The sequence below is a fragment of the Paenibacillus cucumis (ex Kampfer et al. 2016) genome (genome assembly GCF_019748695.1).
In the GTDB taxonomy this organism is placed as follows: domain Bacteria; phylum Bacillota; class Bacilli; order Paenibacillales; family Paenibacillaceae; genus Paenibacillus; species Paenibacillus polysaccharolyticus.
In genome coordinates this window covers 55,066-69,814 of record NZ_JACLIC010000007.1, presented here as the reverse complement: position 1 = coordinate 69,814, position 14,749 = coordinate 55,066, and the positions used below count along the sequence as shown (strand labels likewise).

11 protein-coding genes are annotated in these 14,749 nt (G+C 46.0%); 6 read left to right on the top strand and 5 right to left on the bottom strand.

The window, feature by feature from the left end:
- The first annotated feature begins 578 nt into the window (after positions 1 to 578).
- Both H7T88_RS03240 and odhB read left to right on the top strand, forming a co-directional pair.
- Positions 579 to 3,452 carry a 2-oxoglutarate dehydrogenase E1 component gene (locus H7T88_RS03240; RefSeq protein WP_221786834.1) on the top strand — a complete coding sequence of 958 codons (2,874 nt, stop codon included), beginning with the start codon at positions 579 to 581 and terminating at the stop codon, positions 3,450 to 3,452.
- Between the two features lie 5 nt (positions 3,453 to 3,457).
- Positions 3,458 to 4,732, top strand: a complete 1,275-nt coding sequence (odhB, locus tag H7T88_RS03235) for a 2-oxoglutarate dehydrogenase complex dihydrolipoyllysine-residue succinyltransferase (protein WP_221786832.1) — start codon at positions 3,458 to 3,460, stop codon at positions 4,730 to 4,732.
- A 156-nt stretch (positions 4,733 to 4,888) separates the two neighbouring features.
- On the opposite strand, the gene H7T88_RS03230 is transcribed toward odhB, so the two are convergent.
- The 4 genes from H7T88_RS03230 to mnmL form a co-directional block, all read right to left on the bottom strand.
- Complete coding sequence (locus tag H7T88_RS03230) at positions 4,889 to 5,908, bottom strand: alpha/beta fold hydrolase (protein ID WP_090922167.1); 1,020 nt, start codon at positions 5,906 to 5,908, stop codon at positions 4,889 to 4,891.
- Between the two features lie 39 nt (positions 5,909 to 5,947).
- A complete protein-coding gene (locus tag H7T88_RS03225) occupies positions 5,948 to 6,928 on the bottom strand; it encodes a type I phosphomannose isomerase catalytic subunit (RefSeq protein ID WP_221786831.1) in 981 nt (326 codons plus the stop codon).
- A gap of 207 nt (positions 6,929 to 7,135) precedes the next feature.
- Positions 7,136 to 7,720: a tRNA 5-(aminomethyl)-2-thiouridylate-methyltransferase MnmM gene (gene mnmM / locus H7T88_RS03220; RefSeq protein ID WP_154886928.1), complete on the bottom strand. Its 585-nt coding sequence runs from the start codon at positions 7,718 to 7,720 to the stop codon at positions 7,136 to 7,138.
- The gene (mnmL, locus tag H7T88_RS03215; protein ID WP_154982991.1) at positions 7,721 to 8,674 is read right to left on the bottom strand and encodes a tRNA modification radical SAM protein MnmL/YtqA; all 954 of its coding nucleotides are present in this window, start codon (positions 8,672 to 8,674) and stop codon (positions 7,721 to 7,723) included. It abuts the gene before it with no gap.
- A gap of 314 nt (positions 8,675 to 8,988) precedes the next feature.
- Here mnmL and H7T88_RS03210 point away from each other — a divergent pair, with 314 nt between their 5' ends.
- Together H7T88_RS03210 and trmB are read left to right on the top strand one after the other, a co-directional pair.
- Positions 8,989 to 9,189, top strand: coding sequence for a hypothetical protein (locus H7T88_RS03210; RefSeq protein WP_090922175.1), 201 nt, complete (start codon positions 8,989 to 8,991; stop codon positions 9,187 to 9,189).
- A gap of 151 nt (positions 9,190 to 9,340) precedes the next feature.
- The gene (gene trmB / locus H7T88_RS03205) at positions 9,341 to 10,096 is read left to right on the top strand and encodes a tRNA (guanosine(46)-N7)-methyltransferase TrmB (protein WP_221786830.1); all 756 of its coding nucleotides are present in this window, start codon (positions 9,341 to 9,343) and stop codon (positions 10,094 to 10,096) included.
- A gap of 73 nt (positions 10,097 to 10,169) precedes the next feature.
- Here the strand turns inward: trmB and H7T88_RS03200 are convergent, their stop codons facing one another.
- The gene (locus H7T88_RS03200; protein WP_221786829.1) at positions 10,170 to 12,434 is read right to left on the bottom strand and encodes an AraC family transcriptional regulator; all 2,265 of its coding nucleotides are present in this window, start codon (positions 12,432 to 12,434) and stop codon (positions 10,170 to 10,172) included.
- A gap of 385 nt (positions 12,435 to 12,819) precedes the next feature.
- Here H7T88_RS03200 and H7T88_RS03195 point away from each other — a divergent pair, with 385 nt between their 5' ends.
- A complete protein-coding gene (locus H7T88_RS03195) occupies positions 12,820 to 13,725 on the top strand; it encodes an ABC transporter permease (protein WP_090922181.1) in 906 nt (301 codons plus the stop codon).
- A gap of 36 nt (positions 13,726 to 13,761) precedes the next feature.
- Positions 13,762 to 14,697 (top strand): carbohydrate ABC transporter permease, encoded by a 936-nt coding sequence (locus H7T88_RS03190; protein WP_244159348.1) that lies wholly within the window; start codon positions 13,762 to 13,764, stop codon positions 14,695 to 14,697.
- The last annotated feature ends 52 nt before the right edge of the window (positions 14,698 to 14,749 follow it).

The following is a 14,749-nucleotide window of genomic DNA, read 5'->3' as shown; positions in this document are numbered from 1 at the left end:
TTCGAGCGGCTTTATTCTATGTTGTATATTGTCAGGGTTCATTCTGAAAAATCCAATTTCTTGTTGAATGACATTTGAATTGGTTAATGTTTAAATGGACGGTTTGTTTTTGGACAGAATGGACCACAATTCTTATTAAGGAGGTATATACGGACATCAGATCTGGATTTGGTCGAATCCAGCGTTTCTGGCTTGCCTTGAATTGCACCAATTATTCGATTCATCTAATTTATGCATCAATTGAGCTAAAAATAGGAAATGCTCCTGAGCGTAAAAGTTTATAGAATAGAGATTAGAACACGAACTTCTTTGGAAACGGGGAAGAACGTATAACCTTCGAACGGATCAGGACATTATTCGACATCTGTGCGACGGTAGAACTAATCATTGTATTACTTTGATTTTGAAAACGCAGACAAACCTTTGACGGGAGCGTCGGAACAACGTTATTACCACGAACAGCACGATGATTGGACTTCATGAAAAATTTCGCTTAAAATGTTGAACGAACGCGAATTACAGCTTATTCAATGATTTCCGTCAAACCCTATGACAAAATCAAGACGGAGGGAACGTCGATGACGATCGAGAAAGGCAACATGAAACCCTGGGAGAGTTACTATGGTCCCAATATGGGATACGTACAAGAACAGTATGAATTATTCACCCAAGATCCAGGTGCAGTGACACCGGCCTATCGTGAATTGTTCGAGCAATGGGGAGCACCGCCAATGTCTGGCAAGGGTGCAGAGACTCTTTCGAATAGCGGGAATGGTCAAATTGCTTCTGGAAATGTAGATATTCAACTATTGCAGAAAGCGGTTACAGCAGGCAAGCTTGTATGGAACATCCGTACGTATGGCCATCTGGCTGCAGATATTGATCCACTTGGAATCAGTGAAGCAACAGATACGTCTTTGCTGGAGCCTAAGCATTTTCAATTAAATGAGGAAGATTTGAAAGCACTGCCTGCGTCGCTGATCTGGGAAGGTGCAGACGGTCAGACAACGACTGGCTGGGATGCAATTCAACGTCTTCGTCAAATCTATACAGGTCCGATCGCTTACGAATTCAGCCATGTGCATGAAGTACAAGAACGCGAGTGGTTGAATCGTCGTGCGGAATCCCGCACATCTCCGGCCCCGCTTACGCAACAAGAACGTACAGCGTTGTTGGAACGTTTGGTTGAAGCTGAGCAATTTGAAGATTTCCTGCACAAAACGTTTGTTGGACAGAAACGTTTCTCCATTGAAGGGAACGATGTACTTGTTCCTATGCTGGATGAAGCAGTCCGCCTTATGGCAGAAGCAGGCTCCAGTCATATTTTGATGGGGATGGCTCACCGCGGACGTCTGAACGTGCTCGCTCATGTCCTGGGCAAGCCGTACAGCAAAATTTTCTCTGAATTCCATCATGCCCCGAACAAAGACTTGGTTCCATCAGAAGGTTCAACCGGAATCAATTATGGTTGGACGGGGGATGTCAAATACCATATGGGCGCGAACCGTTTTGTAAAAGACGGGGAGACTGTGCAGGCTCGCCTGACACTCGCCAACAACCCTAGCCATCTGGAATACGTCAATCCGGTTGTGCAAGGTTTTGCACGTGCAGCTCAGGATGATCGCCGTGAACCAGGTTATCCGAAGCAGGATGTAACCAAAGCAGCGACGATTCTGATGCACGGGGATGCGGCATTCCCGGGAGAAGGTATTGTGGCCGAAACGCTGAACTTCAAGGCATTGCCAGGATACCAGAATGGCGGAACGATTCACATCATTGTGAATAACCGTCTTGGTTTCACTACGGACAGCAGTGACTCGCGTTCAACTTATTATGCAAGTGACCTTGCCAAAGGTTATGAGATTCCGATTGTGCATGTCAATGCAGATAACCCAGATGCTTGTATTGCGGCAATTCGCATGGCAGCGGAATATCGCAACCGTTTCAAGAAAGATTTCCTGATTGACCTTATCGGATATCGTCGTTATGGTCATAACGAAACAGATGATCCCGAAACGACGCAGCCGCTCGTGTATGACAAGGTGAAGAATCACCCAACAGTCAGTCATCTGTATCAGGATATGCTTAAGAAGGAATCGGTCATTGATGATGCGTTCATCGCAAGTGTACGTGATGGCGTAGCAGATCGCTTAAAAGAAGCCTACGATCAGATGAAGAAAAATGAAGTGCATGAATACTATCAGCGCAACATCAGTGAGTCCGAGGCAGTCACAATTACGCCAACAGCGGTGCCTTTGGAGCAATTGCGCAGCATTAATGCCGATCTTCTGAAATGGCCAGAGACTTTTAATGTTTATCCAAAATTGCAACGGATTTTGCAACGCCGGAGTACGGCTCTTAATGAAGGGGAAAAAGTAGACTGGAGCCTTGCAGAAACGCTGGCATTTGCGACGATATTGGCAGATGGCAAGCCGATCCGAATCAGTGGTCAAGATGCCGAGCGTGCAACCTTCGCTCATCGTAACCTTGTGTTGCATGATGCTACGAATGGTGATAAATTCTGTCCGTTGCATCATCTGCCACAAGCAAAAGCATCGTTTGCGATCTATAATAGCCCATTGTCAGAAGAGTCTGTCGTTGGTTTTGAATATGGATACAACGTGTACTCACCGGATACACTCGTAATCTGGGAAGCACAATTTGGTGATTTTGCAAATTGTGCACAGGTCATTTTCGACCAGTTCATATCAGCAGGGCGTGCAAAATGGTCTCAAAAATCGAGTCTGGTTATGTTGTTGCCACACGCTAACGAAGGCCAAGGGCCAGAACATACGAGCGCACGTCTGGAACGTTTCCTGCAATTGTGTGCGGAAGACAATATGACTGTGGTTAATCTGTCGAGTGCTTCACAGTACTTCCACCTGTTGCGTCGTCAAGCTTCTTTAACCGAGACAGAAGATGCACGCCCACTTGTGATGATGTCACCCAAAAGCTTGATTCGTAATCCGCGTGTTGCATCACCAGCTGTGGAATTTAGTGAAGGTAAATTCGAACTTGTGCTGGAGCAACCGGGTCTGGGCACAAAACCGGATCGGGTAGAACGCATTATTTTGTGCAGTGGTAAAGTTGCTATTGATCTGGAAGATGCGATTGAAAAGGAGAAGGGCGATTATTCCTGGCTTCACATCATTCGTGTCGAGCAACTCTATCCGTTCCCAGCAGAAGAGATCAAACGTGTACTCGCACGTTTCAGCCAATTAAAAGAGCTGGTATGGGTGCAGGAAGAGAACAAAAATATGGGTGCATGGACATATATGGAGCCTCGTCTTCGCGAGATCGCGCCTGAAGGCACTACCGTGAGATATGAAGGCCGTCCGGAACATGCAAGTCCTTCCAGCGGTTACCAGCTTGTGCATAGCATGGAGCAACAATTGATTATTACAGCAGCGTTGAAACAAACGGCGAAGAATAATATTCCACTGGGGAGGTAACAGCTGTGAGTGAAATTAAAGTACCTGCAATGGGTGAGTCAATAACTGAGGGAACGGTATCCAGATGGATGGTCAAAGAAGGAGACACCGTTAATCAGGGTGATGTTCTGCTTGAACTGGAGACCGATAAAGTCAACATCGAGATCAGTGCTGAGGAGAGCGGTGTGCTCGAGAAAATCATTCGTCAAGAAGGCGAGACGGTAGTTATCGGTGAAACGATCGGTACACTTTCGGCTGGAGCAGGGGGCGGAAACGCTCCGGCTGCTTCCGAACCGGCAGCGGCTGAATCCAAACCCACTTCTGCACCAGCTCCGGAAGCTCCAGTAGCACCGGCTGCTGTTGCGGCACCACCAGAGTCATCCGATAGCAACAAAACAGCGTCTCCTTCTGCACGCAAGCTTGCTCGTGAGCGTGGGATTGAGTTGGATCAAGTACAGAGCAAAGATCCGATTGGCCGCGTATATCAGGATGATGTGAAAAGCCATGGAAGTCAGCCATCCACTCCAGTGGCACCACCAGCAGCTAAAGCTCCTGCTTCCGCACCTAGTGCTCCAGCAGCCAGCGGCGCAACTTTTGCCAAGCCTGTAGAGCGTCAGCGTATGTCCCGTCGCCGGGCAACCATTGCGAAGCGTTTGGTTGAAGCACAGCAGACCGCAGCGATGTTGACCACGTTCAATGAGGTTGACATGACAGCGATCATGGACGTTCGTAAACGTCGGAAGGACAAGTTCAAAGAGAAGCATGATATTAACCTGGGCTTCATGTCTTTCTTTACCAAAGCGGTTGTCGGTGCACTTAAAAAATTCCCAACGATTAACGCAGAGATTGATGGCGAAGACGTTGTGTTGAAAAAATTCTACGATATCGGTATTGCGGTATCTGCCAAAGAAGGTCTGGTTGTTCCGGTTGTACGTGATGCTGACCGTCTGGGCTTTGCCGAAATCGAAAGAAGCATTGCAGACCTGGCGTCCAAAGCGCGTTCGAATACGCTGGCATTGTCTGATCTGCAAGGCGGAACCTTTACGATTACGAATGGCGGAACCTTTGGCTCCCTATTGTCTACACCAATCTTGAATACTCCTCAGGTAGGTATTCTCGGGATGCACAAAATTCAGCTTCGTCCAGTAGCGATTGATGCTGAACGGATGGAAAACCGTCCAATGATGTACATCGCCTTGTCCTACGATCACCGGATTATTGATGGAAGCGAAGCCGTACGATTCCTGGTGACTGTCAAAGAATTGCTTGAAGATCCAGAATCATTGTTGATTGAAGGTTAATGACTTCTGAGATTAGCATTGGACTTTATTTCTCATCCTATGAAATCTGAGATACTTCACTAGAATAAAACCCCCTGAATGAGCACATTACATACTGTGCTCGTTCAGGGGGTTTTTGCTCACATTTGAATCGGAATAGAATCAGAAATAGATTTCTTACATCAAAGCCGTCTGATTCGATTGAATTTCAAAAGACGGAACGGTATCGGCATCTTGTTGACTACTATTTTGTGTATGTTGCTGCTCGATTGTCGGCATATGACGTTTTAACCAACTCAGGACATCATGAGCCACTTCGTTACGATTGGTCTCATGGAGCATCTCATGCCGTCCGCCTGGATAAAGATGATATTCTACATCTTGAAGTCCAAGCTTCTGATACTGAGAGTATAGGTTAAGCACACCTTTGCCCCGAAGTCCGACAGGATCTAGTTCACCAGAGAACAGAAGAACCGGCTTGTGTTTCGGGATACGTTCCATATGCTGAGGAAGATGGATTTCGAGTAACAGTTTAAAGAAATCTCGAAAAAAACCAGCGGTACATATCGCTCCACACATTGGGTCATCGATGAATCGCTGTACTTCCTGCCGGTCACGAGATAACCAGTCAAAGGGGGTTGTGGCTGGCCGGAAAGCACGGTTAAATCCGCCAAATACAATGGCATTCAGTAACAGGCTTCGATGATTGTCACCTTGAATGCCGCACTGGAGTAGAGCCAGTTTTTCTCCAAACCGAAGCAAGCCTCGTTTGCCGTTTGTACCGGACAGCACAAACGCGTGGTATCTCTCATGTCCCGCATACATGAGGTGCTGTACCAAAAAAGAACCCATACTGTGCCCCATAAGGAACAGAGGGACATCTGGATGTTCTTTGGCAACTAGCTCGCCCAGATTGACCATATCTTTAGCCATCCAGCGAAATGCGTCCACACCTGCATCACCCAGTGCTTCGGTGCTCTCCACCGTTCTGCCATGACCCCGATGGTCATTAGCATACACAGCAAAGCCGTGTTTCGTAAGATAACCCGCAAATTCGGCATAACGCGCTGCGGTTTCGCCCATTCCATGCGCGATCTGTACAACGCCTTGGATGTGTTCGTCCGGATCGGGAAGCCAGCAGTATACATGAACACGGGTACCTTCATTGCCCATCAGCGTAAAGGTAGATTCCTGCATCTCGTGTAATTCCTCCTTCACAGGTTATCGGTGACAAACTTAAGGAAGATAGGATCGAAGAACGGTTGTATTGCCACTTAATGTATAGTTACCCAGATTAGCCGGCAAAAGATAACATTGACCTGCTTTCAATGTCAGCTGCTCGCCTTCCTCAGAACCACTCCATTCAAGCGCACCCTCACCTTCACATACAACAAGAATGGTAAAGCTGTCCGGTGTCGTAGATAAATCCCAACGTTCAGTCACCACGCCTTTCTCTACTACAAAGTAAGGACAAGAAGCAAGCTGGAGCCATTCACCAGGTACTGTATTGCTGGTTTTCATTGTTGTGGCTCCGGCGCCTTCATAGGCCGTGACATTTAAGGAATCTTCTACATGTAGTTCACGTGGCTTGCCGTCCAGTCCAGGTCGGTTGTAATCATAGATCCGGTACGTTGTATCTGAATTTTGCTGTATTTCTGCTACAACTACACCGGCGCAGAGAGCATGCACCGTTCCAGCAGGGATGAAGAATGTATCTCCTGCTTCTACAGGCACTTGACGAAGGGTATCCATAACAGTGCCATTCTCCAGCGCCTGTCTCAACCCCTCACGATCTACACCTTCATTAAGTCCGTAAATAATATGGGCGCCGGGTTTGGCGTCGAGTACGTACCACATTTCGGTTTTACCCAGTTCACCTGGAGGAAGAGCCTTGTAATCATCTGTAGGATGAACCTGAACGGATAGGTCATCGTTACAATCAAGCAGTTTGATTAGCAGAGGAAAGCGTCCGCCTTTTTCAGAAACACCTTTGGTTCCCAGCCAGGCTGTTCCGAGTTGTTCACGAACCTCATCAAGTCCTTTGCCAGCGAGTGGTCCATTTATTACCTTGGTCGTACCATTGGCGTGATCTGCAATCATCCAGCCTTCACCAATATGTCCTTCAGGGGGTGTTAGGCCAAATTGCTCGAGCGCTCGGCCTCCCCACACACGTTCTTTGAATTCGGGTTGGAATTGAAGCGGGTATGGCGTAGACATGGATATCTCTCCTCTAGTATATGAAATGGTGATTCGCTTTAACCAGTTCAGGCCCCTCTAACGATCGGCATATGCAGATGTAGATGAACATGTGCAGAATACAGTTGCACCATGTAGGTGGTAACTGCGATGTTGAGTGAACCAGCAAAGGCTTGTCCAGTCGATGTGTTCAGTGTATTTCATTTGGTGAACAAAGAGAATTATTTTTTATTTTTTTTCAATGCCGATTAAATAAGGTGAAGTTTGACGTTGCAACTGGCGGTACATCACAACCTGAGCCTGTTCGACAGGTAAAGCGGTTGCCCATGTAGATACAGCATCAGCTTCCTGATCGCCACCTTCGTGACCCGGATATAACACGACAGTAATTATACCGCGTGGACGCAATAACTTTATAGCAGCTTCAAGTGCTGTGATTGTGCTGGTTGTTTCTGTCATTATAGAAGCATCTGCCCCTTCAGCCGGTAAGTAACCCAGATTAAACATAATAGCTCCTACTTTACCAATCCAGGCGCCCGGTACGGCTTCGGCCATGCGTGCATGGCTTAATTCCATCATGGAAATAGAGCCGAGTTTGCTGCTTTCAGATTGCTTTCGAATCCTGGCCTGAGCCAGTGTTAGCGCTTCGTTTTGAATATCAAATCCGATGACCTGACCACGCTGGCCTACCTGCTTTGCGAGAAACAAGGTATCAGCACCTGTGCCCACCGTGGCATCAATGGCGAAATCTCCTGGCTGGAGCCGAGAACCAATCCATTGATGTGCACAGCTGAGAACCGATAGAAAGCCCATTTATGCCTCCCTCCAATACTTACCCTGCCATGTATCGCGTTCACGCAGTTCTCGGTCGATGGAATTCAGAACTTCCCATTTGTTCAATGACCACATGGGGCCAATAAGCAGGTCGCGCGGGGCATCTCCTGTAAGACGATGTACAATCATTTCCGGTGGGAGCATCTCGAGGGTATCTACAATTAGCTTGATATACTCATCCTGTCCAAGGAAACGAAGCAGACCCGCTTCATATTGCTTAACCATCGGCGTTTTGCGCATGAGATGAAGCAGATGAATCTTAATGCCCTGCACGTCCATATTTGCCACCGCGCGACCGGTATCCAGCATCATTTCGTGGGTTTCTTGCGGCAAGCCATAGATAATGTGCGTGCAGACTCGAATATTGTGTTTACGTAGCTTTTCTACCGCTTCTTCATAACACGACGTATCATGTGCACGGTTGATCAAATTCGAAGTGGAATCATGAATCGTCTGCAGTCCCATCTCTACCCATAAATAGGTTCGCTGATTAAGCTCTGCCAAATACTCCACAACGTCATCCGGTAAACAGTCCGGGCGAGTAGCAATGGATAAACCGACAACGCCGGGCTGTTGTAAGATCTCTTCAAAGTATTCACGCAGTTCTTCGACTGGTGCATAGGTGTTGGTGTACGCCTGAAAATAACCGATATAGTGAGCCGAAGGCCATTTCAGATGCTGCCTGTCGCGAATCGTATTGAATTGGCTGACGAGGTCTTCACGTCTGCTTCCTGCAAAATCACCTGAACCCCTTGCACTGCAGAAGGTACAGCCCCCTTTGGCAATGGAGCCATCCCGATTCGGGCAAGTGAACCCGGCATCCAGCATCACTTTAAATACTTTGTTGTTAAATTGATCTCGCATTTCATAATTCCAGGTATGGAACCGTTTATCCCCCCACATTAGTGGCGCTTGTGTAGCTGGTGCATTCATTTTCAAGGTACTCCTTTGAGGTCTATGGCTTAAAATGTAGTCCTTTTTTGGTTCATTTCTTATTCTGTAATATCATACCTGAGCAGGGTATGCAGATGCTGTGCGGTTTTCGTCATTTATTGTACCAAAAATCCGAAAAAAAGGGGAATGCAAACGAAAAAAAAGACCGTCAAATCAAGGTTTTTTACTTGATGTAGTTTACACCTTGTGTTATATTTAAATCAGCGTCAGACACCATCCAGTGAGTAGTTTTCATCGTGGCATTTGAATGAATGTTGACGTCATGGATCATACTATACCGTGAGGTGATATGAATGAATTCCCAAGTTAAAAATAACGAATTCCAGCATGTATCTGTTGAACTGACGGCAGAAGAGGCGCTGGCCCTGACAGGCGTTCGTTTTAATGGAAATCCGAAAGTGAAAGCGGCTGCAAGACAAAAAGTTCGCGATGCTTTCGAAAAGACATTTGATTTTTCACACCAAGATAAGGTAGACTATGAACTACTAAAGTAGTTGGACCCCAATTCCAAATAAATCGAGAAGGGAATCTTTGAGATTTGCCCAACGTGGCAGGTCCGGAGATTCCTTTTTCATTGCTCTTTACAATTTGCCGGTTCTTGGGCAAAATGAGTTTAGGACAAGTATGGACAAACGGAGGAATAACATGCGTTTACGTGGTAGAAAAGGCATTAGAGAAAATCTGGAGCAACAAGAGGATCTTGTTGTACTGGAGCCAAAGCAATACAAAGGCAAGTGGGCGGAGCTGTTCGGCAATGATCATCCGATCTTTGTCGAGTTTGGCATGGGTAAAGGTCAATTTATCAGCCAAATGAGTTATAAATATCCACAATATAATTTTATCGGTATCGATATGTATGATGAGCTCGTTCGTCGTGCCAGTGAGAAGGCGCGTAACGCCTGGAGTCAAGCTGAGGTAGAGACACCCCCGAACTTGAAGCTGGCGCTTGCGAACATCGAACAGATCGAAGAGGTGTTTGATCCGAAGGAACTGGAACGCATTTATTTGAATTTTAGTGATCCGTGGCCAAAAGCGAAACATGCACGCCGCCGGTTGACACACCCACGCTTCTTGAAAAAATACATTGAGTTGCTGAATCCCAAAGGACAGATCCATTTTAAAACGGATTCAGAAACGTTGTTTGAGTTCTCCCTGAACTCAATCGCTGATTTTGGCTTGCAGATGACGAATTTGTCTCTGAACCTGCACCGTGAGGGTTTGAATGAAGAGCATGTCATGACCGAGTATGAACAAAAATTCATGGGTAAAGGCATGAACATTCATCGGGTCGAAGTGATTGTAGGAGAAGAGGCTTTACGAGAGTACAATGAAATGCGTCTGGATAAGTACAAAGTGCGTGAAGCGACAGACGAGTCTGGTGAAGATCAGGACGAAGCATAAAAAGGGCGGTATCCAAGGGCAAATGCATTGCTCCAAGGTACCGCTCTTTTTCTTTTATAAACATAAACAGAGGTTACAGATGCTCAGAATGAAGTTCTTTACGGCGATAATCGTTAGGGGTTACGCCGTTCAACTTTTTAAACATCCGATAAAAATAAGAACTGTTGGTAAAACCGGTTCGCTCGGCGATATCTGCAACGGAATTTTCGGTCTGCACGAGCATATGTTGTGCTTTAGCAATGCGTGTCTCATTAATGACATCTGTAAGTCCTTTCAATGTGAGCTGTTTATATAACCTGCTGACGTAGATTGGCGACATGCTTAATTCCTCTGCGATTGAGGTCAAGCACAGATTCGGGTCAGCATAATCCCGTTCAACAATATCGTTGATTCTCCGAATGAGTTCCTCATGCTTGAGTGTGCGTTTTTCCTCCACCTTGGAGCCGAGTTCGTCAAACATCCGATAAAAATGTTCATGCACCTCGCTGAGATCCTCAGCATTTTTCACTGGAAGCATCAAACTGCCTGAAACGGAATCCAGTGTAAGTTGATTGTTCTTCTTAAGGGTATTGCGAACATGATTAAGGGTCATCGTCAGATGGGACAGAGCGAGTTGAAAGACGGTGAACGGATAAGCGGCCGTCTCACTCACGATATCTGCATATATTAGCTTGGCTTCCTCAGTTTTGCCGGTCATTAAGCATTCCACAAGCTGTCTTTCTTTGCCTGCGGGAAAAGTATACTCTTTGCTCTGATACGCCATAATACTTGCGGTATGAATCAAGCAACCTGGCCCCATGAACAGGCGATGCAGCGATGCTTCAGCGGAACGAGCGTAACCTTCAATACATTCCTCCAGTGAATTTTCCTCTGGACCCAGCGTACAGGAGATGGAGCATTTGAGATGGGTCATGACTGCAGCCTGCATCATACGTAGCAATTCCTCAATTTGATGCGAAGCCGAAGCCTCATTCTCTGACAAAGAATCATTTTTCGATTTTTCATTAAACAGAAGCGTAATCAGGTCACCGCCCATATCCACAGCTTCAACATAATAGTGAATATCTGCGGTTTCGGTGCAAATGTTCATCATTGCGTATTTGACTAGCTTGGTATCATCCCGATAAGTCTCGCAAAATTCGGTATAATGGTCGATACGCAAAAGCACCATTCTTGAGGGTTGATGTACATCAATGGGGGAACCGTAGAACCTCATCCGCTCTTCCAGCATATTGCAGGTTACGGTTTCCCGTCCTTGCAGCGCACCTCGTAAAAAATCCTGTCTGAGCAAGTGCAGACTACCCCGGCGTTCGGCTTCCATCACACGCATGCGGACAAGTACGTTGTTAATCGGGTGATATAGCTTGCGCGATACAAGATAAGAGAGAATCAGACCCGCGGCCAGTAACCCCAGGCAGAATAACAGGGTGTGCGTGCGCATACCGCGAATATCGGCTGTAATCACGTCATAGGGGGTGATTCGCACATAACGCCATCCTAGACTGTCTGGGGCGGTGTAGGTGATAAGTGAGTTTTCCCCATCCACTTGCTCAGTAAAATAAGCAGAATGCTCCGTATCTTGCATGATTGGACGCATGAAGGTTTCGTTTGCGAGATTGTTAAGCAACGGGCGATCACCAAAATCGGACAACAAATCGCCTTGTTCATTCACGATGAATGTTTTGCCAGGCTGGTCTGCCGCATTCATATTGGGGCTAAGCCAGTCATCCTTAATGTTGACGATAACGGCGTAATTGAGCTTGGCGTTGTCGTTAATGGTGTCGTAGCACAGGTAAGTGTAACTATTCACCTCACTGGCTTCGGTTGAGCCGACCTTATATGTTCGGGGAATAGGTACAAACGGTTTATAGTCATGGAAACGATCCAGAATATGTTTGATTCCCTGATCATCGATCTCGGATATAGACTGCTGCCCATTGCGAACCCCGTCGGAACTGATAAAAAATTCACTGCTTTTAGAGTTATATACATAGATGGATTCAATAAAAGGAAGAGACATACGGTAATTATCGAGTTGCTCCATGGCCGAAGTGATCTGATAGATACTGGGCTTAGAGTAGAGCATTAAGGAAGAGATCGTGTAGTCCTGATAAATCTGGTAGGAGAGAGACTTGGCACTTTCCGTCATTTTGGCCACTTCACGGCTGGTCTGGGTGAGGCTATTCACATCGGTACGATAGACTTGACGGAGAGCAATTCGATTGTAGTTAACGTATAAAATGGCTGATGCCACAAGTAACGTTGCGGCAGTGCTGATAATAATACCGATCAGAATCCGCGTGAACACTTTCTGGCTGTCCTCTGAACGTTTGCGCATTCTTTTTCCCCCTCGAACCTTCTGATATGAGTGAACTTATGTATTTTTCATAAGAAGTACTGAATTTCATATGTAGCAAAACAGAAGTACAAGGTAACTTGAATTATATAATATGTATGCGTTTACATCAATGGTGGACAAGCGTTTTGGTTCCTTTTCCCTAGATAAAGTTCAACTTTCGCGGGATTGTTCATTCGGCTCAAGTTATGCACGATATCAACTTTTGTGAACGTACATGCGTTCATTTCATAATTAGTACATTTTGTTCACTTCTTAATTCGCAGTATCGTTCACCAATGGGAGGAAGCTTCAGTATTCATTAACGAAGAAGTCAGTCTACAATGAATTCAGAGCTTCACCGTTACATTTTGGGAGGGATCGAGCCATGCTCAAAGAATTGAACAAAAACAAAATCATGTTTCTGATGCTGCTACCCACGCTGATCTTTTTTCTCATTAACTCGTATTTTCCGATGGTCGGTATTTACTACGCATTTACCAGTTATGATTTTGCAGGTGGATTATTCGGAAGCCCCTTTGTCGGGTTAGACAACTTTAAATTTCTCTGGCAATCGGGAATGCTGTTGAAACTTACGACCAATACCGTAGGGTATAACCTGGCTTTCATTATACTGGGGAACGGTCTGGCGATCTTTTGTGCGATCATGCTCAGTGAAATTCGGGGCAAGTTGTTCAAAAAAATAACCCAGTCCGTCATGTTCCTGCCGTACTTTATCTCTTTTGTTCTATTAAGTGTAATCGCTTACAACATGTTTAACTATGAATCTGGGTTTGTGAATACCGTGCTCAAACGTTTTGAGGCAGGGCCGGTGGATATCTACAACACACCATGGATATGGGTGTTTCTGATCATTATCTTTTACTTATGGAAAAACCTCGGGTACAGCATGGTCATCTATCTGGCCGCTATAACGGGAATAAGTGACGAGTATTATGAAGCGGCGCGCATTGACGGGGCGAACATCTTTCAGCGGATCTGGTACATCACCGTGCCAATGCTCAAACCAACGTTTGTCATTCTCCTGTTATTCTCGCTTGGCAGCATCATGAAAGGACAGTTTGACCTGTTCTATCAATTGATCGGGAATAACGGCGTGCTCTACAACGCTACAGATATTATTGATACGTATGTCTATCGTTCACTGAAAGTAACCTTTGATATCGGTATGGCAACAGCAGCTGGCTTGTACCAATCATTATTCGGGTTCATTCTCATCATGACGGTCAACTACATTATCCGCAAAATTAACGAAGATTACGCCTTGTTCTAGAATAAGCACGCCTATAGGGCAGAAGGGAGAACAACTATGAGCACACAAACGCATACCCAAAGACGGATACGGACCCGGACCCGTGCCAAAGATTCGGAATTCAACTTGGCTTTTCAGCTCATTGCCTATGGTATCATCATTGTTTTGTCATTGATGTGTCTGCTGCCATTCCTGCTCATTTTGTCAGGTTCATTCAGCAGCAACGAATCGATCGTGCGGGATGGGTATCATCTTTTTCCAACACACTTCTCTCTGGAAGGTTACAAAATGGTATTCAAATTCCCCACACAGGTACTCAAAGCGTATGGCGTTACGGTGTTCACAACGGTTGTGGGAACAACACTGGGCCTGTTTTTTATCACGATGGCGGGATTTGTGCTCCAGCGTAAAGATTTCAAATACCGGAACACGTTCTCCTTTTTCATTTACTTCACAACGTTGTTTGGCGGAGGTCTTGTGCCCTGGTACATTATGCTGGCGAACTACTTCAATCTGACGGATACGTATACGGTACTCATTTTCCCAGGGTTAATGACACCATTTCTGATCATTCTGATGAAAAACTTTATTCGCTCCGCGGTGCCGGATGAACTGATCGAATCGGCGAAGATTGACGGTGCCAACGATTTCCGGATCTATTTCAGCATTGTGTTAAAACTGGCGATGCCGGGCATTGCAACCGTTGGACTGTTTCTTGCCCTGGGTTATTGGAATGACTGGTTTACATCTTCCTTGTTTATCAACAACCCGGATATGTACCAGCTCCAATTTTATTTGTACAACACGATGAATACGATTACCTTCATTGACCAGATGGCGATTGGTACGGGGGTAACGCTCAGTCAAGACGTTCCAACAGAGTCGACCAAGATGGCAATGGCGATTATCGTAACAGGCCCGATTTTATTCCTGTATCCGTTTGTTCAACGTTATTTTGTCAAAGGACTCACCATTGGAGCTGTAAAAGGTTAGAACGTATACACGCTGGGGACGTCAGGCTACTGAGGATATGAATGGTCTGATG

What these genes read in the sequence shown, in the direction of transcription:
- trmB (WP_221786830.1), top strand. Translation starts at nt 9,341, where the DNA reads ATGCGTTTACGTGGTAGAAAAGGCATTAGAGAAAATCTGGAGCAACAA.
- H7T88_RS03230 (WP_090922167.1), bottom strand. Translation starts at nt 5,908, where the DNA reads ATGCAGGAATCTACCTTTACGCTGATGGGCAATGAAGGTACCCGTGTT.
- H7T88_RS03225 (WP_221786831.1), bottom strand. Translation starts at nt 6,928, where the DNA reads ATGTCTACGCCATACCCGCTTCAATTCCAACCCGAATTCAAAGAACGT.
- H7T88_RS03240 (WP_221786834.1), top strand. Translation starts at nt 579, where the DNA reads ATGACGATCGAGAAAGGCAACATGAAACCCTGGGAGAGTTACTATGGT.
- mnmM (WP_154886928.1), bottom strand. Translation starts at nt 7,720, where the DNA reads ATGGGCTTTCTATCGGTTCTCAGCTGTGCACATCAATGGATTGGTTCT.
- H7T88_RS03195 (WP_090922181.1), top strand. Translation starts at nt 12,820, where the DNA reads ATGCTCAAAGAATTGAACAAAAACAAAATCATGTTTCTGATGCTGCTA.
- mnmL (WP_154982991.1), bottom strand. Translation starts at nt 8,674, where the DNA reads ATGAATGCACCAGCTACACAAGCGCCACTAATGTGGGGGGATAAACGG.
- H7T88_RS03200 (WP_221786829.1), bottom strand. Translation starts at nt 12,434, where the DNA reads ATGCGCAAACGTTCAGAGGACAGCCAGAAAGTGTTCACGCGGATTCTG.
- H7T88_RS03190 (WP_244159348.1), top strand. Translation starts at nt 13,762, where the DNA reads ATGAGCACACAAACGCATACCCAAAGACGGATACGGACCCGGACCCGT.
- H7T88_RS03210 (WP_090922175.1), top strand. Translation starts at nt 8,989, where the DNA reads ATGAATTCCCAAGTTAAAAATAACGAATTCCAGCATGTATCTGTTGAA.